26 protein-coding genes and 1 pseudogene are annotated in these 24,916 nt (G+C 65.9%); 7 read left to right on the plus strand and 20 right to left on the minus strand.

Going from position 1 to position 24,916, the window contains the following annotated elements; translation table 11 throughout:
• Nucleotides 1-8: 8 nt before the first annotated feature.
• The 4 genes from ACNHKD_RS00815 to ACNHKD_RS00830 all read right to left on the minus strand — a co-directional run bounded on the left by ACNHKD_RS00815 (nucleotide 9) and on the right by ACNHKD_RS00830 (nucleotide 3,634).
• A complete protein-coding gene (locus ACNHKD_RS00815; RefSeq protein ID WP_442755238.1) occupies nucleotides 9-713 on the minus strand; it encodes a cytochrome c oxidase subunit 3 in 705 nt (234 codons plus the stop codon).
• Nucleotides 710-2,473, minus strand: a complete 1,764-nt coding sequence (locus ACNHKD_RS00820) for a cytochrome c oxidase subunit I (RefSeq protein ID WP_442755239.1) — start codon at nucleotides 2,471-2,473, stop codon at nucleotides 710-712. Before ACNHKD_RS00820 ends, ACNHKD_RS00815 begins: the two co-directional genes overlap by 4 nt.
• A gap of 25 nt (nucleotides 2,474-2,498) precedes the next feature.
• Nucleotides 2,499-3,302 (minus strand): cytochrome c oxidase subunit II, encoded by an 804-nt coding sequence (locus tag ACNHKD_RS00825; protein ID WP_442755240.1) that lies wholly within the window; start codon nucleotides 3,300-3,302, stop codon nucleotides 2,499-2,501.
• Nucleotides 3,303-3,391: 89 nt separating this feature from the next.
• Nucleotides 3,392-3,634: a hypothetical protein gene (locus tag ACNHKD_RS00830; RefSeq protein ID WP_442755241.1), complete on the minus strand. Its 243-nt coding sequence runs from the start codon at nucleotides 3,632-3,634 to the stop codon at nucleotides 3,392-3,394.
• 186 nt (nucleotides 3,635-3,820) lie between these two features.
• Between ACNHKD_RS00830 and ACNHKD_RS00835 the strand changes: the two genes are divergently transcribed.
• Together ACNHKD_RS00835 and ACNHKD_RS00840 are read left to right on the plus strand one after the other, a co-directional pair.
• Nucleotides 3,821-5,338 (plus strand): S10 family peptidase, encoded by a 1,518-nt coding sequence (locus tag ACNHKD_RS00835; RefSeq protein ID WP_442755242.1) that lies wholly within the window; start codon nucleotides 3,821-3,823, stop codon nucleotides 5,336-5,338.
• A gap of 100 nt (nucleotides 5,339-5,438) precedes the next feature.
• A pseudogene (locus tag ACNHKD_RS00840) lies at nucleotides 5,439-6,961 on the plus strand (helicase HerA domain-containing protein).
• 13 nt (nucleotides 6,962-6,974) lie between these two features.
• On the opposite strand, the gene ACNHKD_RS00845 reads toward ACNHKD_RS00840, so the two are convergent.
• From ACNHKD_RS00845 to ACNHKD_RS00865, 5 genes are all read right to left on the minus strand, one after another.
• Nucleotides 6,975-8,219, minus strand: coding sequence for a patatin-like phospholipase family protein (locus ACNHKD_RS00845; RefSeq protein WP_442755243.1), 1,245 nt, complete (start codon nucleotides 8,217-8,219; stop codon nucleotides 6,975-6,977).
• Between the two features lie 339 nt (nucleotides 8,220-8,558).
• The gene (locus ACNHKD_RS00850; RefSeq protein WP_442755244.1) at nucleotides 8,559-9,290 is read right to left on the minus strand and encodes a DUF4339 domain-containing protein; all 732 of its coding nucleotides are present in this window, start codon (nucleotides 9,288-9,290) and stop codon (nucleotides 8,559-8,561) included.
• A gap of 100 nt (nucleotides 9,291-9,390) precedes the next feature.
• Nucleotides 9,391-10,074: a hypothetical protein gene (locus tag ACNHKD_RS00855; RefSeq protein ID WP_442755245.1), complete on the minus strand. Its 684-nt coding sequence runs from the start codon at nucleotides 10,072-10,074 to the stop codon at nucleotides 9,391-9,393.
• A 64-nt stretch (nucleotides 10,075-10,138) separates the two neighbouring features.
• Nucleotides 10,139-10,270 carry a hypothetical protein gene (locus tag ACNHKD_RS00860; protein ID WP_442755246.1) on the minus strand — a complete coding sequence of 44 codons (132 nt, stop codon included), beginning with the start codon at nucleotides 10,268-10,270 and terminating at the stop codon, nucleotides 10,139-10,141.
• A gap of 177 nt (nucleotides 10,271-10,447) precedes the next feature.
• The gene (locus ACNHKD_RS00865) at nucleotides 10,448-10,963 is read right to left on the minus strand and encodes a hypothetical protein (RefSeq protein WP_442755247.1); all 516 of its coding nucleotides are present in this window, start codon (nucleotides 10,961-10,963) and stop codon (nucleotides 10,448-10,450) included.
• A gap of 107 nt (nucleotides 10,964-11,070) precedes the next feature.
• On the opposite strand from ACNHKD_RS00865, the gene ACNHKD_RS00870 reads away from it, so the two are divergent.
• Nucleotides 11,071-11,292 carry a hypothetical protein gene (locus tag ACNHKD_RS00870; RefSeq protein WP_442755248.1) on the plus strand — a complete coding sequence of 74 codons (222 nt, stop codon included), beginning with the start codon at nucleotides 11,071-11,073 and terminating at the stop codon, nucleotides 11,290-11,292.
• 6 nt (nucleotides 11,293-11,298) lie between these two features.
• Here ACNHKD_RS00870 and ACNHKD_RS00875 read toward each other — a convergent pair whose 3' ends face one another.
• Nucleotides 11,299-11,559, minus strand: coding sequence for a hypothetical protein (locus tag ACNHKD_RS00875; protein ID WP_442755249.1), 261 nt, complete (start codon nucleotides 11,557-11,559; stop codon nucleotides 11,299-11,301).
• Here ACNHKD_RS00875 and ACNHKD_RS00880 point away from each other — a divergent pair.
• Nucleotides 11,546-11,701, plus strand: a complete 156-nt coding sequence (locus tag ACNHKD_RS00880) for a DUF3309 domain-containing protein (RefSeq protein ID WP_442755250.1) — start codon at nucleotides 11,546-11,548, stop codon at nucleotides 11,699-11,701. The genes ACNHKD_RS00875 and ACNHKD_RS00880 overlap by 14 nt on opposite strands.
• Before the next feature lie 419 nt (nucleotides 11,702-12,120).
• Here the strand turns inward: ACNHKD_RS00880 and ACNHKD_RS00885 are convergent, their stop codons facing one another.
• The 3 genes from ACNHKD_RS00885 to ACNHKD_RS00895 all read right to left on the minus strand — a co-directional run bounded on the left by ACNHKD_RS00885 (nucleotide 12,121) and on the right by ACNHKD_RS00895 (nucleotide 14,489).
• A complete protein-coding gene (locus ACNHKD_RS00885) occupies nucleotides 12,121-12,909 on the minus strand; it encodes a hypothetical protein (RefSeq protein WP_442755251.1) in 789 nt (262 codons plus the stop codon).
• Between the two features lie 146 nt (nucleotides 12,910-13,055).
• Nucleotides 13,056-13,592 (minus strand): Dps family protein, encoded by a 537-nt coding sequence (locus tag ACNHKD_RS00890; RefSeq protein WP_442755252.1) that lies wholly within the window; start codon nucleotides 13,590-13,592, stop codon nucleotides 13,056-13,058.
• Nucleotides 13,593-13,694: 102 nt separating this feature from the next.
• Complete coding sequence (locus ACNHKD_RS00895; RefSeq protein WP_442755253.1) at nucleotides 13,695-14,489, minus strand: response regulator; 795 nt, start codon at nucleotides 14,487-14,489, stop codon at nucleotides 13,695-13,697.
• Nucleotides 14,490-14,669: 180 nt separating this feature from the next.
• Here ACNHKD_RS00895 and ACNHKD_RS00900 point away from each other — a divergent pair, with 180 nt between their 5' ends.
• The 3 genes from ACNHKD_RS00900 (at nucleotide 14,670) to ACNHKD_RS00910 (ending at nucleotide 16,998) form a co-directional block, all read left to right on the plus strand.
• Nucleotides 14,670-14,912, plus strand: a complete 243-nt coding sequence (locus ACNHKD_RS00900; RefSeq protein WP_442755254.1) for a NepR family anti-sigma factor — start codon at nucleotides 14,670-14,672, stop codon at nucleotides 14,910-14,912.
• Nucleotides 14,909-15,463 carry a sigma-70 family RNA polymerase sigma factor gene (locus ACNHKD_RS00905; protein WP_424360681.1) on the plus strand — a complete coding sequence of 185 codons (555 nt, stop codon included), beginning with the start codon at nucleotides 14,909-14,911 and terminating at the stop codon, nucleotides 15,461-15,463. Before ACNHKD_RS00900 ends, ACNHKD_RS00905 begins: the two co-directional genes overlap by 4 nt.
• A 161-nt stretch (nucleotides 15,464-15,624) precedes the next feature.
• Nucleotides 15,625-16,998, plus strand: a complete 1,374-nt coding sequence (locus ACNHKD_RS00910) for an HWE histidine kinase domain-containing protein (RefSeq protein ID WP_442755255.1) — start codon at nucleotides 15,625-15,627, stop codon at nucleotides 16,996-16,998.
• Here the strand turns inward: ACNHKD_RS00910 and ACNHKD_RS00915 are convergent.
• The 7 genes from ACNHKD_RS00915 to ilvC form a co-directional block, all read right to left on the minus strand.
• The gene (locus ACNHKD_RS00915; RefSeq protein ID WP_442755256.1) at nucleotides 16,995-18,296 is read right to left on the minus strand and encodes an HlyC/CorC family transporter; all 1,302 of its coding nucleotides are present in this window, start codon (nucleotides 18,294-18,296) and stop codon (nucleotides 16,995-16,997) included. The two genes, ACNHKD_RS00910 and ACNHKD_RS00915, sit on opposite strands and share 4 nt — an antisense overlap.
• A 6-nt stretch (nucleotides 18,297-18,302) precedes the next feature.
• Nucleotides 18,303-20,117 (minus strand): 3-dehydroquinate synthase, encoded by a 1,815-nt coding sequence (aroB, locus tag ACNHKD_RS00920; protein ID WP_442755257.1) that lies wholly within the window; start codon nucleotides 20,115-20,117, stop codon nucleotides 18,303-18,305.
• Between the two features lie 32 nt (nucleotides 20,118-20,149).
• Nucleotides 20,150-20,872: an NUDIX hydrolase gene (locus ACNHKD_RS00925; protein ID WP_442755258.1), complete on the minus strand. Its 723-nt coding sequence runs from the start codon at nucleotides 20,870-20,872 to the stop codon at nucleotides 20,150-20,152.
• On the minus strand, nucleotides 20,869-21,777 hold the full coding sequence (locus ACNHKD_RS00930; RefSeq protein WP_442755259.1) for a PhzF family phenazine biosynthesis protein: 909 nt from the start codon (nucleotides 21,775-21,777) through the stop codon (nucleotides 20,869-20,871). The genes ACNHKD_RS00925 and ACNHKD_RS00930 overlap by 4 nt, the downstream gene beginning before the upstream one ends.
• A gap of 9 nt (nucleotides 21,778-21,786) precedes the next feature.
• The gene (locus tag ACNHKD_RS00935; protein WP_442755260.1) at nucleotides 21,787-22,584 is read right to left on the minus strand and encodes a nuclear transport factor 2 family protein; all 798 of its coding nucleotides are present in this window, start codon (nucleotides 22,582-22,584) and stop codon (nucleotides 21,787-21,789) included.
• A gap of 278 nt (nucleotides 22,585-22,862) precedes the next feature.
• On the minus strand, nucleotides 22,863-23,741 hold the full coding sequence (locus tag ACNHKD_RS00940; protein WP_442755261.1) for a nuclear transport factor 2 family protein: 879 nt from the start codon (nucleotides 23,739-23,741) through the stop codon (nucleotides 22,863-22,865).
• 68 nt (nucleotides 23,742-23,809) lie between these two features.
• Nucleotides 23,810-24,829: a ketol-acid reductoisomerase gene (gene ilvC, locus ACNHKD_RS00945; RefSeq protein ID WP_442755262.1), complete on the minus strand. Its 1,020-nt coding sequence runs from the start codon at nucleotides 24,827-24,829 to the stop codon at nucleotides 23,810-23,812.
• Nucleotides 24,830-24,916 lie beyond the last annotated feature (87 nt).

Raw genomic sequence — 24,916 nt, forward strand, 5'->3', positions numbered from 1 at the left:
TCCTTTCCCTAGACAAGGAGACGGCGGCAGACGACGCCGAGATTGTCGGCCCACCCCACGAGCAACGCGAAGAGAAGCAGCCAGACGCCCAAGAGAAAATGCCAATATACGGCGCAGAGTTCCACCGACGCCGCAAGCGACGCGTCCGGCTCTTCCCGCAAAGCGCGAAAATTCGTCCTGAAAAGCGCGACAAGCCCGCCCGCGAGATGAAGCGCATGGGCGCCCGTCAGCAGGAAGAAAAATGCGTTGGCGGGATTCTGCGATGCGTAAAAGCCGCCGACGACCATTTCACGCCACGCCCAGAACTGCCCGAACAGGAAAAGCAGGCTTGCGGCGACGCCGGCCCGAAGGGCGTATTTCATTCGCTCGCGGGCAGCGTCCCTGGCGGCGGCGCTCGCGACCTGCAGCGCGCAACTCGATGCAACGAGCGCGGCCGTGTTGAACCAGAGGATGCGCGGCAATGGCGGAGATCGCCAATCATATGCCCCCATTCGCATCAGGAAGGCGGCGTAGAGAAGCGAAAAGAGACACAGCGCGACGCCGAGGAAGACGACGAGGCCGGTTTTCGCCGCATTGGGAGGGCGACCGCCCCTCCCGCGAAAGGCGGCGATCTCGCCCTCTTCCAGCCACGGCGCCTCCAGCACGCCTTCGCGCCAGAGATAGACGAGCGCGACTGAAAAAATGAAGATGAAGAACAGGCCCATAATGCTCATGTCGCATGTTCTCCAACAAGCGGCGGCGCGTTTTGCGGCACGAAATCGTCGGGCGCGCCGGGGATGCTGTACCCGTAGGGCCACCGATAAACGATCGGGAGAGTTTCTCCCCAATTGCCGTGGCCCGGCGGGGTCTCGGGCGTCTGCCATTCGAGCGAGGCGGCGCGCCAGGGATTGCCCCCCGCGAGCGCGCCGCGCTTCAGACTTCTGAAGACGTTGTAAAAGAAAATGAGCTGTGAAAAACCGACGACGAGCGCTATGGCCGTCATGAAGACATTCAGCTCCGCGACCGAATGCGGCACAAAGGACGCGTCGCCCATTTCGTAGAAGCGGCGCGGCACGCCGAGGAGCCCGAGATAGTGCATGGGGAAGAAGATGGCGTAGGCGCCGAGGAAAGTGATCCAGAAATGGAGCTTGCCGAGACGCTCGTCCATCATGCGGCCGGTGATCTTCGGGAACCAGTGATAGATGGCGCCGAAGATGACCAGGACGGGCGCGACCCCCATGACCATGTGAAAATGCGCGACGACGAAAAGCGTCGCCGACAGGGGAACGTCGACGATGACGTTGCCGAGATAGAGGCCGGTGATCCCGCCATTGACGAAGGTGACGAGAAATCCGAGCGCAAACAGCATCGGCGTCGTGAAATGGATGTCCGACCGCCAGAGCGTCACCACCCAATTATAGACCTTCAGCGCCGTCGGCACGGCGATCGCGAGCGTCGTCACGGCGAAGAAGAAGCCGAAAAGCGGGTTCATGCCGCTCACATACATATGGTGGCCCCAGACGACCATGCTCAGCACGCCGATCGCGAGGATCGCCCAAACCATCATGCGGTAGCCGAAAATGTTCTTGCGCGCGTGGACGCTGATGAGATCGGAGACCATGCCGAAGGCCGGCAAGGCGACGATGTAGACCTCGGGATGCCCGAAAAACCAGAAGAGGTGCTGGAAGAGAATGGGGCTGCCGCCGCTGTAATCGCGGCGCTCCCCCATCTCGACGATCGCGGGAACGAAGAAGCTGGTCCCCAGGACGCGATCGAAAAGCAACATCACGCAGGCGACGAACAGGCCGGGAAAGGCGAGAAGCGCCATGACCGCCGCGGTGAAAATTCCCCACACGGTCAGCGGCATGCGCATGAGCGTCATGCCGCGCGTGCGCGCCTGCAGCACGGTGACGACATAGTTGAGGCCGCCCATGGTGAAGCCGACGATGAAAAGGATGAGCGACGAGAGCATCAGGATGATGCCCCATTCATGGCCGGGCGTTCCGGTGAGGATCGCCTGCGGCGGATAGAGCGTCCAGCCGGCGCCGGTGGGGCCGCCGGGGACGAAATAGCTCGCGACGAGAATGAGCGTGGCCAGCAGATAGACCCAGTAGCTGAGCATATTGACGAAGGGAAACACCATGTCCCGCGCGCCGATCATGAGCGGAATGAGATAATTGCCGAAGCCGCCGAGAAAGATCGCCGTAAGCATGTAGACGACCATGATCATGCCGTGCATCGTCACGGCCTGATAATAGACATTGGCGTCAAGGAACGGGATGGCGCCGGGAAAGGCGAGCTGCAGCCTGATCAGCCAGGAAAGGACGAGCGCGAGGACGCCGACCGCTATGGCGGTGCAGGCATATTGAATGGCGATGATCTTGGCGTCCTGCGAAAAGACGTATTTCGTCAGCCACGACGTCGCGTGATACAGTTCGACGTCCTCGACTTCCTGGGACGGAACGCCATCCTCCTCGATCGAGACATCGGTCATTCGTCGATCTCCCTTGTCGCGCGCTTCAATATGCCTCGGCTTTTTTCATTTGTGCAAAGGTTTGTTGCGCCGCCAGCCAATTGCGAAAATCGTTCTCCGAATCGATGATGAGCGCGCCCCGCATCTGGGGATGGCCGACGCCGCAATAAGCGACGCAGAGAATGTCGAACTGGCCCGTCTTGGTCGGCGTGAACCAGAAATAGGTTTCCATGCCCGGGACGAGATCCATCTTGGCGCGAATTTGCGGCACGTAAAAATCGTGCAGGACGTCAATCGAGCGCAGCAGCACCTTGATCGGCCTGCCCTCCGGCAGATGCAGCTCGCCATTGGCGACGATCACGTCGTCGCGCCCGCGCGGATCGGCGGGACTGACGCCCAGAACATTGTTCGCATCGATGAAGCGGACGTCGGTCGCGCCAAATTTGTTGTCGGCGCCCGGAAGGCGGAAGCTCCAGCTCCACTGGGCGCCGACCGCTTCGACCTCCATCGCGCCCTCGGGCGGGGTGATGAATCGCCCCCATACGGCAAGCCCGGGCGCGAGTAAGAGAATCACGGCGAGGGTCGTTATGCCGCCAAGCAAAAGCTCGAGCCTTCTGTTCTCCGGCTCGTAGGTCGAACGCCGCCCGGGCTGGTGGCGGAACCTGTACAGGCAGTAGGACATGAACAGGACGACCGCGACGAAACCGAAGGTCGTCACGATGAAGGTCAAAGCGAGCGTGTCGTCGATGAATCCCCAGTTCGACGCGATTGGCGTCGGTCGCCAAGGGCTGAGAAAATGAAAGAGCAGCGAGGCCACGACGACAAGGGCCATAACAAGCGCGACCATCATTCGCCGTCACCTCACAGGAGCCTACGCACAAGAATTAGGACGCGCTGGCGCTCAGGCAACAAGCCTGCCCGCCTCTCGTTTGCTCTCCTTCAGATCTGGATCGACGGCGCGAGCTCCGCGCCATAGACGGAGCGGGCCACGGCACGAGGGCTCATGGCGTAAAGAACGAGCGAGCCGACTGACAGAATCGCGGCGGTTACGATCACGCCGACGAGGAAGTTCTTGGTTGCCGCCGGACGCGCCACCGCCGGTCCCGCCAGGACGAAGAGCGCGATCAGGCCGATGAACGCGCTGAGAAGCGCGGCAAGATAGAGACTCTCCACCGCAACCATGGCCCCACTCCTTTGTCGCGACCGGGCGCGCCGGATCTGGCGTTGCAGCAACCCGGCGGCGGGCGCGAAAGTTCCTGTCCGCCCGCCCTTGAAAGTCGGCCTCATTCGCCGCAGCCGCGCCTCGCCTCCGCGAGGCGCTATATTCGTCAGGACGGTGCATGGACGATGTTCCGGCGAGGATGCAAAATGGCGCGTATCACCCCGACTGTCTTGACTCTGGCGCTTGCGCTTGCGCTCGGCGCGCCCATTGCCGGCCGCGCCGAACCGCCGGCGCCGAACCCGAAGAGCGGGGAAGAACAGGCCGCGGCGCGCGGCCTGCCGGCGGAAGCGGTCACGTCGCACACGATCGCGTTGCAGGGCGAGAAGATCGCCTTTACCGCGCGAGCCGGCGCGATCCGGCTTCGAGACGCGAAGACCGACGCGCCGCAGGCGGACGTCGCCTACGTTTCCTACGAACGCACGGGCCTCGACGCGGCGACCCGCCCGGTCGCCTTCGTTTTCAACGGCGGGCCGGGCGCCGCTTCCGCCTGGCTCGGGCTCGGCGCGCTGTCCCCGTGGCGGCTGCGCTTTCCGACGGCTGCGCCCTCGCCCTCCGCGCCGCCGCTCCTGGTCGACAATGCGGAGAGCTGGCTCGCCTTCGCCGATCTCGTGCTCATCGATCCACCCGGATCGGGCTACGGCAAAATCCTCTCCGACAACGACGAGGTGGAGAAGCATTTCTTCTCTGCGGACGGCGACGCCGAGGCGCTTGCGGTCGTCATCCGCAAATGGCTCGCGGCGCGCGGTCGCCTCTCTTCCCCAAAATACATCGTCGGCGAGAGCTACGGCGGGTTTCGCGCCGTCAAGTTGATCGAGCCGTTGAGAGCGCGCGAGAATATCGGGGTCGACGGGCTATTTCTGGTTTCGCCCGCGCTGGACTTCGCCTGGCTCGGAGGCGGCCGCAATCTTCTCTCCTATGCGGCGCTGCTGCCGGGCATGGCGGCCGTCGCGCGCGGCGTGAGCGCCCGTAAGGATTTGGCGGACGTCGAAGGCTACGCCGCGGGCGGCTATGTCGTCGACCTGCTCAAAGGCGCCAAGGACGCGGAGACGCTGGCGCGCATGAGCGAAACCGTCGCGCGCTTCACGGCGCTCGATCCGCAAGTCGTCGCGCGACTCGGCGCGCGCATCGACGCGAGAAGCTTCGCACGGGAGCGCGGGCGCGCGCGCCAGCGCGTCGCGAGCGCCTATGACGGCGGCGTCGAAGGTTATGATCCGGACCCCTTTGCACGGGCGAGCGAATGGCCGGATCCGGTGCTGGACGCATGGCGCGCGCCGCTCGGCGCGGCCATGTCGCGGCTCGTTCAGGAAAAGCTCGCTTGGCCCATTGGCGACGCCCGCTATCTCATCCTGAACGATCGGGTCGCGCGTCGGTGGGATTACGGCCCCGGCGGCCGCGCCCATGCGGAAGTCCTGTCCGATCTGAAAGACGCCCTCGCCCTCGACCCCAGGCTGCGGGTGGTCGTCCTCCACGGCGCCGCAGATCTGGTGACGCCTTACTTCGCGACAAAGCTGATGCTGGATCAGCTTCCGGCCTATGGCGACGCCGATCGCGTCCGCCTCGTCGTCACCGCGGGCGGCCATATGCCTTATCTGCATGACGAGGGGCGCGAACGCATGCGCGAGGAGGCGCGAAAGCTGATCGAGCGGCCGCCGGAGCGCCATTAAGACCTGTGCATTGCAGCGCGGCCGTGTTGAACGGGACGCCGGAATCGATATGAATTTCACCTATGACGTTTTGCCCGCCTACGGCACGGCGGACGCCGCGATGACGCCGTCCGCGAAGGTTTCCATTGATCTCGGGGCCCGCGCCGACGCCGGCGCCGCCTTGCTGGATCTCGAGGAGTTGCTCACCACCCGCCTGCTGGTGCAGGGCAATTCGGGCTCCGGCAAGTCGCATCTGCTGCGCCGCCTGCTGGAGCAGAGCGCGCCATGGGTGCAGCAGGCGGTGATCGACCCGGAGGGCGATTTCGTAACCCTCGCGGAGCGCTACGGCCATATCGTCGTGGACGCCGACCGCGGCGAGGCGGATCTCCAGCGCATCGCCGCGCGGGTGCGCAAGCACCGGGTCTCAGTGGTGCTCAATCTCGAAGGGGTCGAAGCCGAACAGCAGATGCGGGCCGCCGCCGCCTTTCTCGGCGGGCTTTTCGACGCCGAACGGGAATTTTGGCTTCCGCTTCTCGTCGTCGTTGATGAGGCGCAGCTTTTCGCCCCGGCCGCCGCCGGCGAGGTCTCGGACGAGGCGCGCAAGGCGTCTCTCGTCGCCATGACAAATCTGATGTGCCGCGGTCGCAAGCGCGGCCTCGCCGGGGTCATCGCGACCCAGCGCCTCGCCAAGCTGGCCAAGAACGTGGCGGCCGAGGCGTCGAATTTCCTCATGGGCCGCACCTTTCTCGACATCGACATGGCGCGCGCCGCCGATCTTTTGGGTATGGAGCGACGGCAGGCGGAAATGTTCCGCGACCTGGAAAGCGGGAATTTCGTCGCCCTGGGCCCCGCCCTGTCGCGCCGCCCGCTCGCCGTTCGGATTGGACCCGTCGAGACCGCGGCGCGCTCCGCCAATCCGAGACTGGCGCCGCTGCCCGAGCCGCTCGCGACCGAAGACGCGCTCGATCTCCTTTTCACGCCGGGCGCCGACGAAGAGGCGATGTTCACCCCGCGCCGGCCGCCGCCAATCGCGCCGACGGCGGACGTGCTGGACCAGCTCGCCCGCAGCGCGCCGCCGGGGCCGCCGCCCGGAGCCGAACCGCCGCCCGGCCTCTCGCCGGAGCAGCGCCAGGCGGCGATCGACGCGGCGCTCCGCGACCTGCTGGGCGAGGGCGGCGCCGGTTTCCGCGCCGCCGCCGTCCTCTACCAGGATTTTCTGCTGCGCTGTCGAATCCGCCGGCTCGGGGAGCCGCTCAGCCTCGCGGCTTTCCGCCGGAGGCTGGCGGCGGCGCATGCGGGGATCGACCTCGCGGAGGCGGAGACCGAAGGCTCCCCTTGGGCCGAGGTGCTGGCCATGGCCGACGCCCTGCCCGAGGACGCGCAGGGCGTCTTCCTCTCCCTTGCGCGCGCGGCCTTCGACGGCCGCCCCTGCCCCTCCGACGCCGAGGTCGCCCGCGCGCCTATGGCAGCCAGTCGCCCCGGCGCGCACGCCGCCTTCTCGCCTATATGGAGGAGCGCCAGGCGATCGTTTGCCGGGAAGACGGCCAGGGCCGTCGCATCGTGGCGATTCCCGGCGTCGCCTGGGAGACGGCGCCGGGCGACCCAAACGCCGCCTTCGACGCGGAGACGACCCCGGCGGCCTGAGCGCGCCCTCGCCTTACGCGAGGCCGCCCGGTTCGCCCGCATCGGCGACCAGGGCCGGCGCCGCCGTCAGCTTCCGCCACGCCTTCAGCGCCTCGCTGAAAAGCGGCTGGCCGAGTTCAGGATGCATCGGGTCGAACGTCGCGCCGCTGGGCCGGATCGGCTGGTTCGGCGCCTGGTCGTCCAACCAGGCGAGGCAATAGTCCTGAACATAGGTCACCTGCAAGGCGTCGACGGCGTCCATGCCGACGCCGCAGAGATATTTGAACTGGTCGACGCTCCACTGCGCCGGCGGTTTCAAGCCGCCGCCGGGCGCGGGCAAGGGGCTGATGAGCGGGCTCATTCGCACGACGCGGCTCTTGACCGGGTCCTCGGGCTTCAGGTCGGCGCCCGTGATCGCATGGGCGATGAAGGTCGCGGCGTCCGGCGGATCGTCCAGGATCGCGGTTGCGAGCTTCTTCAGGTCGTTCAGCACGTTCGATTCCTCGCGCGGCGCCTCGAGCGGCCCCGCCGGCGCGCCAGGCGGAGGGAGCGGCAGGGAAACGCTGGCCGTGCCGAGCGACAGCACGCAGATCTCCGACGGGTTCTGGCCCAGCACGATCGCCTCGACGACCGCGGCAGCCGCCGGATTGTTGCAGCCTGTAATGCCGCCGTCCCAGAAGCGCCGCCCCGGCGCTTCCGGGCATGTCGCAGGGGCGTCGAAATAATTCACGGGCGCGTTGGTCGAGGCGTGCACGGCGCTGGCGAGGCTGGCCTTGGAGGGCTGGCCGTCGCCCCAGCCCGGTCGCCGCGCCGGCGCGGAGCGGAAGAAGACGGCGCGGTTGACGTCGTAATCGAAGCCCACGATCAAGAGATGCACAGGCTTCTGGCGCGGCCCGGGAATGTCCTTCGCGATGCCCTCGATGCGCAGGTCCCCGGTTTCGGGGAGGAGGCTGCGAATGGCCGGCAGCTTCGCCGCGGCGCTGTATTTGGGGCCGATTTTCAGAAGGCCGCTGAGAATCCGGTCGACGACGCTGCTCGTCGGCGAAAACAGCGCGCGCCGTTTTTGTTCGTCGAGAAAATACTGCAGGATCTGATTCAGGCCCAGATTCTCGACAAGCCCCGCGAGAACGAGGCTTCCGCCGGAATTGGCGGCGACCATGTCGAAGTCCTTCAGGACGTCATGGCCCCTTGCGTTCTCGCCGTAAATCCTGATCAGGGCATGGACCTCGATCAACGCCCAGCTTCCGCCGCCGTCCAGCGTCAAAATGCGATAGGTCATGAGAACCTCTTGCCGAATACAAAAAATCTGAACTGTCTCATCAGCATAGGCTCACAGGCCATTCGCTGTCCATAGAGGGGCGAACGCCGCTGCGGCCGCCTGCCGGAAAATTTGCGCGTTCCCCCCGCTGTTCGATAATTCCGATAGAAACCGGCAATTCTCGCGAAGCATGATCGCGGCCGTCCATCATTGCGATGAGGACGAGGCCGCCATGCGCTCACAGGCCGCCAGACTGAAAAGGCATATCTCTGAAACGCGACGGCGAAGGCGCCGTCCGCCATCCGCGCAAGGCCCGACCTTCGGGCGCGACGCCCTCGCCCAAACGCGCAGACTTGCGGGCTAGGTCTTTCGACTCAAACCGCGTCGCGCGAAGAGAAGCTCCGGAAGGTCGCCCATCTCCTGTGCAAGGCGCCGAAAGGCGAGATAGGGAAGGAGCACGAGAAACATCAGGACGCCGAGCGCGACGGTCTGGGACAGCGTGCCTCCGCCGATTTCGCTCAGGATGTCCCTCACCGCCTTTCCGTGGAAGTGGCCGACGATCAGCTCTTCGACGATCGAAAGAAAGATGAGCGCGACCGTAAAGAGGAGCGCTTTCTTGACAATCTGGACGATGAGCATGTCGCCCCTGTCCTTGCGTTCGCCGAATTTGAGCGCTTCGAGGACGAGAATGAACTTGCCCAGGATCAGCGCCTTCACCACCGCGAGGCCGAACGGCGCGAATTCGATCCCGACGCTGCGCAGGATCGTGGCCTTGTAGAACATCACGGCGCTGAACCAGACCATGAGGTAGCCCGAGACGGCGAGATAGGCGATCAGCTCATGACGCGCGCGCGAGGCGAGCGCGCCCGGCTTCGCCTCGGTCGTCCATCGCTTCCTGGCGGGCTCGACCGCAGGCGCCGGCTTGCGCAGCGCGAATTGCGACAGCGTGCGAGCGTCGACCCACTCCGGCATGCCAGGCGACCAGACGAGATAGGGCTTTCCGCCGGCCTTGCCCAGGCGATTCGCCACCTCCTGCGTCGACAGGGGTCCGACGCTCTTGCCGTCTTCCGCGCAATACCACTGGTCCGTCATGAGTCCGCCTCTCGCGACCGCCGCTCGCCTGCGGCGTCGACGTAGCACAGCGTCAAGATCAGGGCTTTTTTTTGCAAAAATCCCCGATCGCGAATTCTTTTCACTTCGCCGCGTCCGGCTCGAAATCCAGCGCCTCGCTCGTATAGGTCTCATGGACCTCCGAGAAGGGCTTCCGATCTTCCCCGTAAAGTATGGCCGTATGTTCGAAGATCTCGCGCGGAAGCGCGAGGGCGGCGCCCTCCTCGCCGGATTGCGGGCCGGCGCCCAGCTCCCAGCCTTCGGGAAGCGGCGACCAGCGCATCTTCGTCTCGATGGTGCGACGAAACGGATGGAGCGGCGCGACGACTTTGCCGAAAGGCGTTTCCGTCGTCTCGAGCGCATGGTTCATGGCCGCGGTCAACCGGCCGGGCACGTACCAGTTGTCGGCCTCGGAGAGAACATGGCCGCCGCAGCTCAGCGCGACCCGCCGATAGGCCACCGTCTCGCCGGCGCCGACGCCGAGGCGCTCCTTCGTCTCGGGGCTGGGCGCCTTGTCGAGGCCGGGCGCGCGCCGCGCGACGATCTTCGGCTCCGGGGACATGCGATGGTCCGCACACCATTTTTCGAGCGTCGCCGTCGCGCTGCGGCTCGACAGCAAGGACGCGTTCAGCGTCTGGATGAGCGCGAGCAGCTCGACGCGCGTCAGAAAGCCGTCCGGCCATTTGCGCGTCCCGGCCGAAGCAACTGCGGAAAGCCCGGCGGCGCCCACGCCGACGAATATCGATAAAAAACGGCTTCTGCGCATGTCGCCGGCTCCGATTCGCCCCTGCGCGCAAGGCCTGGGCGGCGCCGACCATAACCGCAAAAAACTACATCGCCATCCACGAATTGTAGGATGCGACATGCTGCATGGCGCTCGCGGTGACCGCGACGTTCATCACCTCCGTGAAGAGCGCGATGGCGATGGCTGTGAAAACTCCGGTGGCTAGGACCGCTCGCATAACCTTTCTCCTCTGGCGTTAACCAATTGTTAAGGAGTTGGCCTTGCGCCGGATGTGCGTCGCCGCACAACGCCGTCTTGCGTGCGGGCTCAGAGAGAGAGATAAGCGCGGCCGCGCCGCTCCGCGGCAAGCGGCGGCTCGAAGAAAATCGGGAGCTTGCGCGGGGAAAATTTTACGTCAGGCGGAGCCCGCCGACGACGCGTCGAGCCCGAGCATGTGCGATATTTCGCTCAGCGTCGCCTTTTCCTTGTCGCTCATCCGGATGCCGCCGAAACCGAGAAACGTGTCTTCGAGACCGGCTTCGGCGACGACGCGCGAAATGTGCAAAAGCCATTCCTTGAAGGGCCGCGCATGTTCGCCGCCCTTGGCGTCGACCAAGGCTCCGGCTTCCTTCAGCGCGTCGAGCGACCGGCGCTTGATCTCCTCGAGCGGCGCGCCCTGCGCCACCGTTCGCACCCCTTCGCGCGCTTCGGCGCGTCCGGTCGAGGTCGCCAATTCCTCGGCGACGGCGCGAATCAGCTCGTCTCCCGCCTGCGCTCGCGCGTCGGAAAGCGAATGCGCCGCCGCGAAGGCCTCGCGTAACAGGCCGATGAAGCCGCTCGGGTCGGCCGCGCTCACCGCGAAGCCAGCGAGCAGCGGCGCCTGAACCAGCTTCTTCCATTCGACGGACGCAAAATCGGACTTGCTCGCCATTGGACTTGCTCCTCTCTCAGCCTCCCCCAGATAGATCGGCAGATCGGGGCGGAAAGCGCATCGGGCGTCGGCTCCGCGCAGCGTTCGCGCCTCGATGGAGGCAAAACATGCGCAAGCTCGTGACGATCCTTTCCGCGGCGGCCATACTCGCGTCGTCGCTTCCCGCTCTCGCGCAGGGCGGGAGAGAATTCGGCGATATCCAGCGTTATGGCGGCCATTGGCGCTATCAGCATCGCGACTGGAGCGGCCTTTACGGCCGGCCCGATCCTGGCGTCTGCTGGCTTTGGGACGACCGTACAGGCCAATGGCTCTGGACGTGCTCGGGATAGCGACGATCAGTCGCCGGCAGCCTGGAAGACAAGGCCCGGCGCGGCGCATCTCTGAATGCCGGCGGCGCGATGCAAGGCTGGACCGCCGTCGATAAGCAGCGTCGCGCCGCCCGCCAGGGCCGCAAACAAGACGGACATGACGACGGCGTTGGAGATTTGGGGGCGGATCATGCCCCAGCTTGGGGGACCGTCGCGCCAGTTGCAACGCACCACATTGACGCACCCGGCGAGCGGCGCCGCGAAGGAGATCGACATGCTCTCGACCATTCTGATCCTTCTCCTGATTCTTCTTCTCATCGGATCCCTGCCGAATTGGGGCTATAGCGCCGACTGGGGCTACGGTCCCGGCGGCGCCGTCGGCGCCGTGCTCGCCGTCGTCATCGTGCTTGCGCTGCTCGGCAGGATCTGAAAAGCGCAAGCCTGTTACGATGGCGCCATGAAAAGCGCCGTCGCGTGGCTCTTCCCTTCCCACCGTTCTTCCCGGTAAATGCCGCGGGCGTTCTGGCACGAAACACGCTAGGATCGTCTGACGCGCAAAGGCGCGCGAGGGAGGAAAATTCATGCCGCGCAAGCCAGAAGCGAATGGCCGCGAGCTTGCCGCCTCCGCGATTTCGCAGTCCGCGACGGCGGCCAGTCGGAGCGTTGACGCCAAAAGCGCCGTGATTTCAGCATTCGCGCTTGAGCGGCGCGGGGGATGGACCGTTCCGCGCCGCTCGAGCCGGCCGATCAATCTTGAACGGCGCGCGCGATTCGCGCGCATCGAGACGGCCTGACCACGCGCCGCGAACTGCATTTCTGCCGCGCATTCTGCATGGCGGCGCGGCGCCCTCAAATATCCAGGTCGCGATAGACGGCGATCTCCCGCTCCCGCGCCACGCGGGCGTCCTCGCCCGCGCGCACGCCGCGCCAGATGTTGAAGATCATCACCAGCGTGGTGAAGAGCCCGGTCGCTTTCGCGACGATGAATCCGAAGGGAAAAATGATCTTTTCCGGCGCGACGACGAATTGCGCGCCAAGGAAGATGCACGCCGCGTCGATGAAATAGGCGGGCCGGTAGAGCGATTTCTCTTTCCAGGCGCTGCGGGCGTAGTGTTTCGAATGCTTCTTCACCGCCCGGTTATATTCCGGATTGGGGAAGAGGCCGAAGAAGCGGCGTTTGGGCGGCAGAGCGTTGGGGCCGGCGATCATGGCCTTGAAAAGCGCCCGCATCTCTCCATGCGCGACGAAGGCGAGCAGGGCATTGGCGGCGAAAAGCGCAAGTTTGAGCTGCGGCAGAGACACATAGAGCTGCGCCGCCACGTCCACGAAGAGCAACTGCGTCGCGGCGTTCAGCGCGAAGGCCGAACGGTGGAAGGCGGCGCGATTGATCGCCTGGATCTTCTCGTCAAAAAAGGCGACGCCCGGCTTGGTGCGGACGAGGATATGCAGCGTGAGGCGCTCGTCTTCGCTGAGCGCCCATCTCTTGCCGAGCTCGTCGATCGTCCCGCCGGGCGTCGCGCCCTTCGGGATCCTGAAAGTCACCCTGGCGACAAAGGCCGAGGCGCGCGACAGAAAACCGCGCGCCGCGGTGTAATGCGACGTCACCGCGCCGATCAGTTTCTCCGGTTCGGTCGCCATCCCGCCCTTTCCAGCGCCTTGCGCCGGCGCGCGCCGCGAAAAAGCGGAAGCCGGTTTTTCGCGACATGCGCGCGATCGCCTCGGCGCAAATCATTCGCCGGAAACTTATGCGGCTTTGCGACGCCGGGGCAAGAGGCTGCCGAATGTCAGTGTCCGCCCGAATCCGCGGCGCGCGCCGCCTCGAACAGGAACCAGGTGCGCTTCTCCGTCGCGTCGATATATTGCTCGAGCAGGCTCGCCGTCGCGACGTCTTCCCAATCGTCGCAGACGCCATGCGCCTCGCGCATCGACCTGGCGATGGCGATGTTGTCGTTCATCAGTTCGACGAGCATCTCGTAAGGCGAGACGAAGTCCTTCTCGTTCTCTCGAAGCGAGGTCAATTCGAGGATTTGCGAGAGCGAGCGCAGCGTGGGCTGGCCCAGCTTGCGCACGCGCTCGGCGAGCGGATCGATCGACTCGAGAATGTCCGAGCTCTGGTCGTCGAGCATCTCGTGGAAGTCGCGGAAATTCGGCCCGCTGACATGCCAATGGAAGTTCTTGGTCTTGAGATAGAGCACATAGGCGTCCGCGACGAGGCGGTTGATCCGCTCGGCCAGCGTCGCCGTCGCTTCCGGGGAAAGATCGCTCGGCGTATTGAGCGACGCGCGCTCCGTGTCGCGGGAATCGGCGACATTCATGGTCATGTCCGTCTCCTTCGGCAGGCCCCAGCGTTACGCGAGAACGCGCGCCCGCCGCCGTTGTTCCAGCCGTCGGAGCGCCGGGCGCCGCCGCTTCGCCTGTCGCCTTCAGGCGACGCGCGTCGCCTTGCGCTCGAAGAACAGCGCCTGGCTGATCGTCGCCTTGACCGTGTCGACCTTGTACGGCTTGCTGATCAGGAAGGCCGGCTCCGGCCGCTCGCCCGTCAGCAGGCGTTCCGGAAAAGCGGTAATGAAGATCACCGGGCAGTCGAATGTCTGCAGCAGCTCGTTGACGGCGTTCAGGCCCGAGCTGCCGTCCGCAAGCTGGATGTCGGCGAGGATGAGGCCCGGCCGCCGGGTCTTGGCGAGTTCGACCGCCTCCTTGTGGGTGCGGGCGATGCCGATGACGTGATGGCCGAGGTCGCGGGCGATGAACTCGATGTCCTGAGCGATGAGCGCCTCGTCCTCGATGATGAGGACTTCGGTGGCGACCCGCTCGGCGATCTCGCGGCCGGCCTGCGCGATCAGCGCCTCGACCTCCTCCGGAGTGACCGAGAGAATGTCCGCCACGTCCTCGATCGAAAAACCTTCCACCGTGCGCAGCAGGAAGGCCTGCCGCGAACGCGGCGTCAGCAGGCTGACATTGCGTTGCGCGGCCGGCGTCTCGTCGTCTTCGTCCGGCCTGTCGTCGACATTGAGCGAGATGGACGACCACGAGGCCATGAACAGGTGATAGAGCCCGACCTTCGCGGACATGTTGGCCGGAAAGGCGTCAATGTCCGCGACCAGCGCCTCGAGCGTGGCGACGACATAGGCGTCGCCGCTCTTCTGCGACCCGCACAGGGCGCGCGCGAAGCGGCGCAGATACGGAAGATGCGGAGCGATCTCGCGTGAGATGTTCATGGCGACACCCTGCGGTCTTGATGGAAAGCTGCTGCCGTTGAGCATTACGTTGGGCCGGGATAGAAATCCACAACTTCAATCTGGAACGTTTGCGCCTCCACCGGGTTGCCTATCTGAGGCGCCTGGAGCGAGGGCGCTTATTGGACATCGTCGTCTTTGACGAGCGTCTAGAGGCCATAGATGACGCAGGGCAACGAACAAGAGGAAAGAAAGACGCCGACGGCGGCGGAAATGGCCGAGCCGCGCCGGCAGGACGAAGAGCCAGTCGACGGGGCCGAAGTCGCCTTTCTCGAGCCGCACATTCAGGAACAATTGGGGCGTGTCCTGCGCTCGTTCTGCGATGACCTGGTGCACCAGCCGATCCCGGACAAATTCGTGATGCTGCTGGCCCAGCTCGAAGCCAAACAGCGCGAGAAAAAATGACAGACGCGTCGTTCGGAGAGCAGATGGTGGCGCAGATCCCGTATTTGCGGGCGTTCGCCATCTCGCTCTCAGGCTCATATAGCGTCGCCGACGACCTCGTCCAGGATACGCTTGTGAAGGCCTGGTCGCACGCCGACAGCTTCGAGCCGGGCACCAACTTCCGCGCATGGCTGGTCACCATCCTGCGCAACACCTATTTCTCGCAATACCGCAAACGCTCCCGCGAGGTGCAGGACAGCGACAACGTCCTCGCCGAGCAGATCCCCGTGAAAGGCGGGCAGGAATCCAACGTCACCATGCAGGACGTGCAGAAAGCGCTGAACAAGCTCGCGCCCGAGCATCGCGAGATCCTGCTGATGATCGGCATCACCGAACTTTCCTATGAGGAGGCCGCGCAGGTCTGCAACATCGCGGTCGGCACGGTGAAGAGCCGCCTGAACCGCGCGCGCGCGAAGCTTGCCGAGCATCTGGGTCTGAGCGGCGTTCACGAGATCGACTACGATCCGACCGTAACCGGGCTCGCCGCGCGCAAAAGCACGAAAGCGCTTTAGACCGGCTTCAAAAATTCCCGTTCAGTCGGCCTCGCCCGGGAACTCGGCGAAGGCCTCGCTGGTTCTGGAGAACGCCCGGCGAGGATTGCGGCGCCCTGCCGAGGCTTGAAATTTGAATGCCCGACGTCCCCATTCGTCGGCCCTTGGCGTGCGGAGAAAAATTGGCGGGCGAACAAGCACTCTGGCGGATCATCGGTCCTGCGCTTGCGGCCGTGGCGAAAGCGGGCGGCGCGCTTGCGGCGGCTCCCGCGGCTTTCGCGTATCCCTCCGCGGATCTGTGGAGCGCCGTGGCGGCAGCGCTCGCGCTCGCGCTCGGGGGCGCCTCTGTCGCCCTCTGGAAGGCGAACGCCGACCGGCGCAAAGCCGCGAAGGCGACGCATGGCCTGGCCGAGATGGCGCATCGGCTGAAGGCGGGCGAACTGTCGCAATGGAGCGTCACGGGCGTCGCGGACGTCGACGACATCGCGCGCACGCTCGAGGAGTTCGAACAGAGGCTGCGGCGCAAGCGCGCCTTGCTCACGCGCCTCAACGCCGAGCTGATCCGCGGCTCGGGCGGCGTCTCCAACAGCGTCAACAATCAGTTGCGCGCCATCATCGACGCCCTGCCCGTCGGCGTGCTGCTGGCGGAGGCGCCGAGCGGCCGGATTCTCGAAGGAAATTCCGCGCTGGAGGCGATCCGCCGCGGCCCCGTCATCTATTCCGAGGGGGTGGAGAGCTACACCCATTGGGTCGCGGTCCATGAAAATGGCGAGCCGGTGCAGAAGGAGGAATATCCGCTCACCCGCGCGCTCGCCGGCGAGGAGAAGCCCGTGCTCGAATGCCGCCTGCAGCGCGGCGACGGGAGCTGGGGCTGGATCAGCATCACGGGGGCGCCGATCCGCAACGAGCATGGCGCGATCATCGCCGCGATTGTCGCGATAACCGACATAGACGAGATCAAGAGCGCCGAAGAACACCGGCGCCTGATGAATCTCGAACTGCATCACCGCGTGAACAATTCGCTGGCGATGATCCAGGGGATCGCAAACATTACCGCGCGAACGGCGACGGACTTCTCCTGTTTCCGAAACAGCTTTTCCGACCGCATCCAGTGCCTGAGCCGCATCTCGACGCTGCTCGTCAAGAAATCGTGGGCGCAGACGCCGATGAAGGAGTTGGTCACGGCCGCGCTCGCCTGCGACACGGCGGCGCGGCGCGATCGCATCGAAACGGCGGGCGACGAGATCGAGCTTCGCTCCGAGGTCGCGCTGGCGCTCGGCATGGCGTTGCATGAGCTCCTCTCCAACGCCGAGCAACACGGCGCCCTGTCGACGGAGGACGGCAAAGTTTTCGTGAACTGGCGCGTCGCCGACAGCGAGGGCCGCAAGCTACAGATCGACTGGCGCGAGCAGGGCGGACCGCCGGTCGCCTCGCCTCAGCGCGCCGGCGTCGGCCAGTATCTGATGAAGACAGTCCTCACCCGGCAATTCTGCGGCGACATCGACATCGCCTTCGAGCCCGAAGGCGTCCACGCCGTGATCACGGCCGAGATTTAATCCTCCACAGCCTCCTGCGGCGTGACCTTCAGCGCGGTGACGCGGTTCCTGATCTTGCGCATCACCTCGAAGCGGAATCCGTGATAGGTGAAGACTTGGCCCGCCTCCGGAATCGCGCCCGCCTCGTGGATGACCAGGCCCGCGATCGTCGTCGCCTCCTCGTCCGGCAGGCTCCAGGCCATGACGCGGTTGAGGTCGCGCACCGGCACGGCGCCGTCGACCAGAACCGAGCCGTCCGGCTGCGGCCGCACGCCCTGCACGGCGAGGTCGTGCTCGTCGCGAATGTCGCCGACGATCTCCTCCAGAATGTCCTCGAGCGTGACGAGGCCCATCACCTCGCCATATTCGTCGACGACCAGAGCGAAATGCGTCTTGCGCTTGAGGAAGGCCTCGAGCTGATCCTCCAGCGTCGTCGCCTCCGGCACGAACCAGGGCGCGTACATCACGTCGTCTATGTCGATCTTGGAAGCGTCGCCGCCGGCGGCGTCGAGCGCGCGCAGCAAATCCTTCGAATGCAGCACGCCGACGAAATTGTCGGGGCGTCCGCGCCAGAGCGGCATTCGGGTGAAGGGCGACGACAGCACCTCGCGCACGATCTGCACCGGCGGCAGATCGGCGTCGATGGTGCGCATCTTGGTGCGGTGGATCATCACGTCCGCGACATGCAGGACCTGCAGATCGAGCACGCCGCCGAACATGTCGCGGGCCGAGCGTTCGACCTCGCCCTCTTCATGCAGAATGTCGACCGCGCCCTTGAGCTCCTCATAGGGCGAGATCATCGTGCGCCCATGGCCGAGTTCGACGCCCGCGAGCTTCAGCACGGAGCGCACGATCCATTCGACCGCGGCGAGCACCGGGCCGAAGATCGACACGAAAGGCGTGATGAAGCGCGCGACGCGCAGCGACATCGCGTCGGGATGGTTGATCGCGAGCGTCTTGGGCAGCACCTCCGCGAAGACGAGCAGCAGCACGGTCATGAGGATCGTGGCGTAGACCGCGCCATTTTCCCCGGCGACGACGGTGAGGACGCTGGTCGTGAAGGCGGAGCCGCCGATATTCACCAGCGTGCTGCCAAGCAGCAATGCGGCGATCATGCGGTTGCGCTGGCGCAGCAGACGGTTGACGGCGCCCGCACGCTTGTCGCCCTCCTTCTCAAGCGTGTGCATCCGCGCATGGGACGCCGCGGTCAGCGCCGTCTCGGAGCCCGAGAAAAAGGCCGAGAGAAAGACGCAGGCGATGACGACGAGGACGTCCGTCCAGTCGAAACCCGTCCCGCCGCCGGATGGGAGCCCGTGCATGTTGAGTTACGCTCGCGCCAGTTCGTCGTTGAGGAAGCTCAGGACTTCCGTGGGCTCCACCGACTTTGCGATGAAAGCCTCGCCTATGCCGCGCATGAGGATGAAGGTGAGCGCCCCGCCCTCGACCTTCTTGTCCTGATACATGGCGTCGAGAATCGCCCGCGCGTCGCCGGCCCAGCCGGGGATCTGCCGGATTTCCGTCGGCAGGCCGACGCCGGAGAGATGCCGGGCGACGCGATCGGCGTCTTCCCTCGCGCACAGGCCGAGACGCGCGGAGAATCGCGCGGCGCAGGCCATGCCGATGGCGACGCCCTCGCCATGAACAAGGCGCTCGCTGTCGTAATGGGTGAGCGACTCGAAGGCGTGCCCGAATGTGTGGCCGAGATTCAGGAGCGCGCGGTCGCCCTGCTCCGTTTCGTCGCGCGCGACGATCGTCGCCTTGGTCTCGCAGCTCACCGCCACCGCGCAAATCTGCTCGGCCCGGCTGTGGAACACGGCCTCGGCGTCGGCCTCCAGCCATTCGAAGAAGCGCTTGTCGCCGATGAGGCCGTATTTCACGACCTCGGCGTAGCCCGCGCGGTATTCGCGCAATGGCAGCGTGCGCAGCACGTCGACGTCGGCGAGCACCAGAGAAGGTTGATGAAACGCGCCGATGAGATTCTTGCCGTAAGGCGAATTGACGCCCGTCTTGCCGCCGACGGAGGAGTCGACCTGAGAGAGCAGCGTCGTCGGAATCTGCACGAAGCGCGAGCCGCGGCGAACGCTCGCCGCCACATAGCCGGCGAGATCGCCCACCACGCCGCCGCCAAAGGCGACGACGAGGTCGCGCCGCTCGATCTTGGCCGCCAGCACATCGTCGCAGACGCGGCCGAAAGTGGCGAGCGACTTGGACTGTTCGCCGGGCTTCACCACGATTGTCGTATGACGAACGCCGGCTTTGTTGAGGCTCTCCTCCAGCGTCGGCAAATGCAGCCGCGCGACATTCTCGTCCGTGACGACGGCGCAGGCGGCGCCGGGGGCCACGCGCCGGATATGCTCGCCCGCCTCGTCGAGGAGTCGGGAGCCGATGAGAATGTCATAGGAGCGTCCGCCAAGCGCGACATGCACGGTCTCGCGATGCGTCGCGCCCTGATCGGTCTGCGCGCGCTCCAGATGCAAATGAGTCATGGCCTTGGTGAAATCCTTCTTCTGCGCCGCGCGGCGCGTGGCGTCGACGCGCGGCAGCGCGGCCGCGAGCGCATTGAGCGTCTCTTCCACCATCACGTCCTGCGGCTCGTCGCGCGATTCGACCCGGATATCCGCGAGCTCGTAGAGCGGGCGGCGTTTCTCCAGAAGCTGGCGCAGCGTTTCCTCGGGGTTTTCGGTATGCAGCAGCGGCCGGTCGCTCTTGCGGCGCACGCGCTTCATCAGCGTCTTGAGATCGGCGTCAAGCCAGATGGAGACGGCGCGCTCGCCGATCCGCTCGCGGGTGCGCTGGTCCATGAAGGCGCCGCCGCCCGTCGCGAGCACGATCTGTCCGCTATTGAGGAGCCGCATGATCACGCGGCGCTCGCCGTCGCGGAAATAGCGCTCTCCATATTTGGCGAAGATCTCGGGGATCGTCATGCCGGCCGCGGCCTCGACGATCGCCGCGTCGGCGTCGACGAAGGGCAGGCCGATGCGCGCGGCGAGGCGCTGGCCGATGGCGCTTTTTCCCGAACCCATCATCCCGACGAAGACGAGCGCCCGCCCGCGCAATCCGTCCCGGATCGCGGCAATGCGTTCATCTCCGCCGCCGGGCGCGGGCGCCGGCGTCGCGCCAAGGGTTTGCGTTCGAGTCATGGGCGGCAATCTATACCGAGGTCGTCCCGAATTCAGCCCCTCCCGGCGGCGCGGGCGAGAAAGGCCGCCATGAAGGCCGGCAGGCGCGGGTCGTCATGGAGGCCGGGAGCAAGCATATGCACGTCGGAAAGCTCGGGCGCGGCCTCCCGTCCCAGAAAGCCGAGCACGCGCTGGCGCAGGTCCGCCGCCGGCTGCGGCCAGTCGATGCGCTTGATGCAGGCGACGCGCTGGCGGTCGAAGATCACGGTCCAGCCTTGCGCCGCGACGCCCTCCGCCGCCGGCAGGCCCGCCTCCTCGCGAAGTTCGCGCGCGAGGCTCCCCGGAAGATCGACGACGCCGCCCGCGATCACGTCATTGGGATCCGGCGTGCCGGCGGGAAAATAGCGCTGGCCGGCGGCCGAATGGCCGGGACCCATCTCGCCGACAAGATAGGCGCCGTCGCTGGAGCGGACCGCCGGCATGGCGAAGCAGTTGAAGACGCTCCTGTCCGGCCAGCCGAAATCGCGCCATCCCAGGAAACGGGAGAAACGGGTCTCGAAAGCGTCGAGCTTCAGCACGCGCGCGCCCCCCTCCATGCCGATCCCGGCGCGGCAGGCGAGCAGCACCGGTCCGTCGTAAAGCGCGGGGTTTCGCTCGACCCGTTCGGCCCAATGCCGGTCGATCGCCGCCGTCTCGGCTTCCGCGAAAGCCCAGCGATGCGTCACGAGGCGGCAGTCGAGTCGATCGACCTCGACAATGCTTGGCTCCTTGCTCACGGACGCAGCCTTCCCTCCCCGACGCGCACGACCTGGCCGCCGATCGCGACGCGCGACAGCGTCCCGCGCTCGACCGTCATCCGCAGGGTGATGCGCGACGGGCGGCCCATCGCGTAGCCCTGTTCGATGAACAATTCATGCTCGCCGTCCTCGGGGCGCTCGAATTCCAGCGCCACGGCCGCGAAGGCCGCCGCCGCGGACCCGGTCGCGGGGTCCTCGTCCACGCCGAGGCCATTGGCGAACATCCGGGCGTTGACGGCGCTCAAAGGGTCGACCGTCTCGCGCGTGTAAAGAAAGACGCCGGCGGCGCTCCCGATCGCGTCCGAAAATTGCGGCGCCCGCCGCGCGCGGTCGAGGGCCTCGCGCGACGCGACCGGGGCGTAGACGAAAGCCGGGCCGGCGGCGCGAATTGTCGGCGCATGAGCGTCGAAGCCGATGTCGCCGGGCGCGAGCGACAGGGCCTCGGCGAGCGCAGCCCGCCCCGGCGCGCCCGCGAGCGTCGCGGGCGCGGCCGGCAGCGCAAGCTCGGCATACGCAACGCCGCTGCGTCCACGCAGCGCCTCGCAGCGCAGGAGGCCGAGCTCGCATTCCAGCGCGACGGCGACGCCATGGCGCGACAGGAGATCCCCGACCCGCGTCTCCGCAAGATGCGCGGCCGCGCCGATGCTGGGATGGCCGGCGAAGGGCAGCTCGGCGGCGGGCGTGAAGATGCGGATGCGCGCGCTGTGAACGGGGTCGCGCGGCTCCAGCAGGAAGACCGTTTCGCTCAAATTGAATTCGCGCGCGATTGCCTGCATCTGCGCGCCGGTCAGCGCGTCCGCGTCCTCGACGACCGCGAGCGGATTGCCGGCGAAACGCCGGTCGGTGAAGACGTCGAGAAGATGGTAGGACAGGCTTGGGGTCACGTCGCGGCGTCAATCCTGCATCTGCAGGAGCGCGACGCTGTCGCGAAACTCGACGAGCTCGACGATGCGCCCATCCTCGAAGCGCACGAAATCCGCGAGTTCGACAATGCCGCGCCGGCCCGTGCCGCGATGGCGCCATTCCACGGTGCGGCGCGTGGCTACCGATCCGCCGTCGATCACCATTTCCGGCGTCGCGCAGCCGACCTGCTCGAAATCGACCGCGACGGAGCGGACGACGCTCAGCAGCGCCTCGATTCCCCGGTGGCGGCCCGCATAGGCGATCGTCCGGGGGTCGCCGACGAATTCGCAGACCACGTCCGGCGCGTAATAGCTGCGAAACAGCTCGATGTCCGGTCCCCGATGCGAAAAATTGCCGAGCGCCATCATGCGCCGCGCCATCTCATCCCGGCTGAGGCCGGGATGAGGCGGGTTCAGCATTTCCTCGAAGCTCTTCCCCGTCTCGTCCGCGCTGCGCCATGGCGCATGATGATCGAGAAATTCATGCATCTCCGCGACGCGCTCGTTCCGCCAGCGGAGAAAATGGGCCATGTCCATGCAATAGACCTCGCCGGTCGCGCGGCGGCGCCAATGGCTGGTCCAGCGCACAGCCGTACGGTCTCCCTCGACGACGACGTCGCTCACCTCGGCGTCGAGCGGCTCATATTCAATGTCCGTGCGGCGCAGATGTTCGCGCAAGGCTTGGCTGCCGCGCCATTGGCCGGCCTGAAACATGCCGACCCTGCCATTATAGCTCAGCTCGACGTCGTCCATGAAGAACCTGAGCGTCGCGGTAGTGTCCCCCGACATCCGGACCCTGATCAATTCGTGCACGCGTCGACGCGTTTCGTTCCCGGCGGCCTGCCCTGGCCCCCCGCCCATGCCGTGCATATCTTGTCGCCCCGCCGCAAATTCCCCGGACGCCCGCAAGCCCTGGCCGGCGCGGAGACTCCCCCGGATCGTTTCAGGCGATTATGCCCGCTCGGCGCGCGGCTTGTCGACCGGCTTATTGAGGAGGATGGCGGCCCGTTGAACGCGACGACACCAGAAAGGCTATGATTTTAAAAGAATTTCCCAAGCAAACGCGCTCAGTCTCCCATAAGCGCGAGCGACACCGTGTCGCGAAATTCGATCAGCTCGACGACCAGGCCGTTCTCGAATCGGACGAAATCCGCGAGTTCAGAGATGCCGGCGCGGCCCGTGCCGCGGTGACGCCAATGGACGCGGCGGCGACCGCAGACCCGCGCGTCCTCGATCATCATTTCGGAGACGGCGAAATTGCACTGCTCGAAATCGACATTGACGGCGCGGACGATGCCGAGCATCGCCTCGACGCCGACATGCCGGCCGGCATAGGGCAGCCGGGCGCGGTCGCCCACGAATTCGCAGACGATGTTTGGCGAGCACCATTGGCGCAGAAGCTCGGGTTCCGGCGCGCTCTCCTCGCCGACGAGGCGGCGCACGCGCCGCTCCATTTCGGCCCGGGTCAGCTCCGGCGCCGATGGCGCGAGGAGGCGCTCGAGACCGGGGAGCGCGGCATAGGGCGAGGGCGCCTTGCACTGGGCGTCGAAAAATTCATGCATCTCTACGACGAGGCCATTGTCCCATCGCAGGAAGTGCGCGGCGTCGATGGGATAGACCTTGCTCGTCGCGTGCCGGCGCCAATAGCCCCGCCAACGCACGGCGGCGCGGTCGTCATCCACGACGATGTCGAGAATCTCATGGTCGAGGGGGAAATAGTTTTCGTCCGTGCGGCGGAAGAGGTCCCGCACCGCAGGCGCGCCGGCCCAGACCTCGGGTCCGATTATGCCCTCTCGCCAGGCGTTGCAATAGACGACGACGAGCGGGTCGACATAGGTCTGGAAGCGGTCGTATCGCCGGCGCATCCGGCATTCGAGCATTTCGGCGATGAGGCGGCGCTTGTCCGCGGCGGTCAATCGAACTGTGCGGTTGCCCCCACCGTACATGCCCTGCCCCTCCATACGCCCCGGGCCGGCGCGCGAACCCCACCGCGCGCCTGCTCTTTATTTCCCGCTTAGTTGCGCTCCTTGTCGACGAGCTTGTTCTTGCCGATCCAGGGCATCATGGCGCGCAGCCGCGCGCCGACTTCCTCGATCGGATGGGCGGCGTTGCGCGCGCGCGTCGCCTTGAACGAGGTCTGGTTGACCTTGTTCTCCAGCATCCAGTCGCGAGTGAACTTGCCCGATTGAATGTCTTCCAGAACGCGCTTCATCTCGGCCTTGGCGGCCGGGGTGATGATCCGCGGCCCCGTGACATATTCGCCATACTCGGCCGTGTTGGAAACCGAATAATTCATGTTGGCGATGCCGCCCTCATAGATGAGGTCGACGATGAGCTTCACCTCGTGCAGGCATTCGAAATAGGCCATCTCGGGCGCGTAGCCCGCCTCGACCAGCGTCTCGAAGCCGTTGCGGATCAGCTCGACGAGGCCGCCGCAAAGCACGACCTGCTCGCCGAAGAGGTCGGTCTCGCATTCCTCGCGAAAGGTCGTCTCGATGATGCCCGCCTTGCCGCCGCCGATCGCCGAGGCGTAGGAGAGCGCGATGTCCTTGGCGTTGCCCGAGGCGTCCTGATGGACCGCGACGAGGCTGGGCACGCCGCCGCCCTTGAGATATTCGCCGCGCACCGTGTGGCCGGGACCCTTGGGCGCGACCATCATCACGTCGAGATCCTTGCGCGGCTCGATGAGGTTGAAGTGAATGTTGAGGCCGTGCGCGAAGAGGAGGGCCGCGCCCTGCTTGAGATTCGGCGCGAGCTCATTGGCGTAGATCTCGCCCTGCAGCTCGTCGGGCGTCAGCATCATGACGACGTCAGCCCATCTGGCGGCCTCCGGAACCGTCATCACCCTGAGGCCCGCGCCCTCGGCCTTGGCGGCGGAGGCCGAGCCGGCGCGCAGGCCGACCGCGACTTCCGGAACGCCCGACTCCTTGAGATTCAGGGCATGCGCGAAGCCCTGGCTGCCATAGCCGATGATGGCGACCTTCTTGCCCTTGATCAAATTGATGTCGGCGTCCCGATCGTAGTAAACGCGCATTCCTGTCGTTCCTTGATTGTCTGGTGTTTTGGCGGATGACGGGACCGCCGGCCTGACGTCATGAATTTCGCGCGCCCTTTTACGCGG

The organism is Methylocystis sp. JAN1, assembly GCF_052186135.1.
Lineage (GTDB): Bacteria > Pseudomonadota > Alphaproteobacteria > Rhizobiales > Beijerinckiaceae > Methylocystis.

Excerpts from the sequence above, each read along its gene's own strand:
- ACNHKD_RS00880 (WP_442755250.1), top strand. The coding sequence starts at position 11,546 with ATGCTCTCGACCATTCTGATCCTTCTCCTGATTCTTCTTCTCATCGGA.
- ACNHKD_RS00935 (WP_442755260.1), bottom strand. The coding sequence starts at position 22,584 with ATGTCGGGGGACACTACCGCGACGCTCAGGTTCTTCATGGACGACGTC.
- ACNHKD_RS00890 (WP_442755252.1), bottom strand. The coding sequence starts at position 13,592 with ATGACCATGAATGTCGCCGATTCCCGCGACACGGAGCGCGCGTCGCTC.
- ACNHKD_RS00845 (WP_442755243.1), bottom strand. The coding sequence starts at position 8,219 with ATGACCTATCGCATTTTGACGCTGGACGGCGGCGGAAGCTGGGCGTTG.
- ACNHKD_RS00825 (WP_442755240.1), bottom strand. The coding sequence starts at position 3,302 with ATGATGGTCGCGCTTGTTATGGCCCTTGTCGTCGTGGCCTCGCTGCTC.
- ACNHKD_RS00870 (WP_442755248.1), top strand. The coding sequence starts at position 11,071 with ATGCGCAAGCTCGTGACGATCCTTTCCGCGGCGGCCATACTCGCGTCG.
- ilvC (WP_442755262.1), bottom strand. The coding sequence starts at position 24,829 with ATGCGCGTTTACTACGATCGGGACGCCGACATCAATTTGATCAAGGGC.
- ACNHKD_RS00850 (WP_442755244.1), bottom strand. The coding sequence starts at position 9,290 with ATGACGGACCAGTGGTATTGCGCGGAAGACGGCAAGAGCGTCGGACCC.
- ACNHKD_RS00835 (WP_442755242.1), top strand. The coding sequence starts at position 3,821 with ATGGCGCGTATCACCCCGACTGTCTTGACTCTGGCGCTTGCGCTTGCG.
- ACNHKD_RS00830 (WP_442755241.1), bottom strand. The coding sequence starts at position 3,634 with ATGGTTGCGGTGGAGAGTCTCTATCTTGCCGCGCTTCTCAGCGCGTTC.
- ACNHKD_RS00905 (WP_424360681.1), top strand. The coding sequence starts at position 14,909 with ATGACAGACGCGTCGTTCGGAGAGCAGATGGTGGCGCAGATCCCGTAT.
- ACNHKD_RS00885 (WP_442755251.1), bottom strand. The coding sequence starts at position 12,909 with ATGGCGACCGAACCGGAGAAACTGATCGGCGCGGTGACGTCGCATTAC.
- ACNHKD_RS00865 (WP_442755247.1), bottom strand. The coding sequence starts at position 10,963 with ATGGCGAGCAAGTCCGATTTTGCGTCCGTCGAATGGAAGAAGCTGGTT.
- ACNHKD_RS00820 (WP_442755239.1), bottom strand. The coding sequence starts at position 2,473 with ATGACCGATGTCTCGATCGAGGAGGATGGCGTTCCGTCCCAGGAAGTC.
- ACNHKD_RS00940 (WP_442755261.1), bottom strand. The coding sequence starts at position 23,741 with ATGTACGGTGGGGGCAACCGCACAGTTCGATTGACCGCCGCGGACAAG.
- ACNHKD_RS00895 (WP_442755253.1), bottom strand. The coding sequence starts at position 14,489 with ATGAACATCTCACGCGAGATCGCTCCGCATCTTCCGTATCTGCGCCGC.
- aroB (WP_442755257.1), bottom strand. The coding sequence starts at position 20,117 with ATGACTCGAACGCAAACCCTTGGCGCGACGCCGGCGCCCGCGCCCGGC.
- ACNHKD_RS00875 (WP_442755249.1), bottom strand. The coding sequence starts at position 11,559 with ATGGTCGAGAGCATGTCGATCTCCTTCGCGGCGCCGCTCGCCGGGTGC.
- ACNHKD_RS00815 (WP_442755238.1), bottom strand. The coding sequence starts at position 713 with ATGAGCATTATGGGCCTGTTCTTCATCTTCATTTTTTCAGTCGCGCTC.
- ACNHKD_RS00855 (WP_442755245.1), bottom strand. The coding sequence starts at position 10,074 with ATGCGCAGAAGCCGTTTTTTATCGATATTCGTCGGCGTGGGCGCCGCC.
- ACNHKD_RS00915 (WP_442755256.1), bottom strand. The coding sequence starts at position 18,296 with ATGCACGGGCTCCCATCCGGCGGCGGGACGGGTTTCGACTGGACGGAC.
- ACNHKD_RS00900 (WP_442755254.1), top strand. The coding sequence starts at position 14,670 with ATGACGCAGGGCAACGAACAAGAGGAAAGAAAGACGCCGACGGCGGCG.
- ACNHKD_RS00860 (WP_442755246.1), bottom strand. The coding sequence starts at position 10,270 with ATGCGAGCGGTCCTAGCCACCGGAGTTTTCACAGCCATCGCCATCGCG.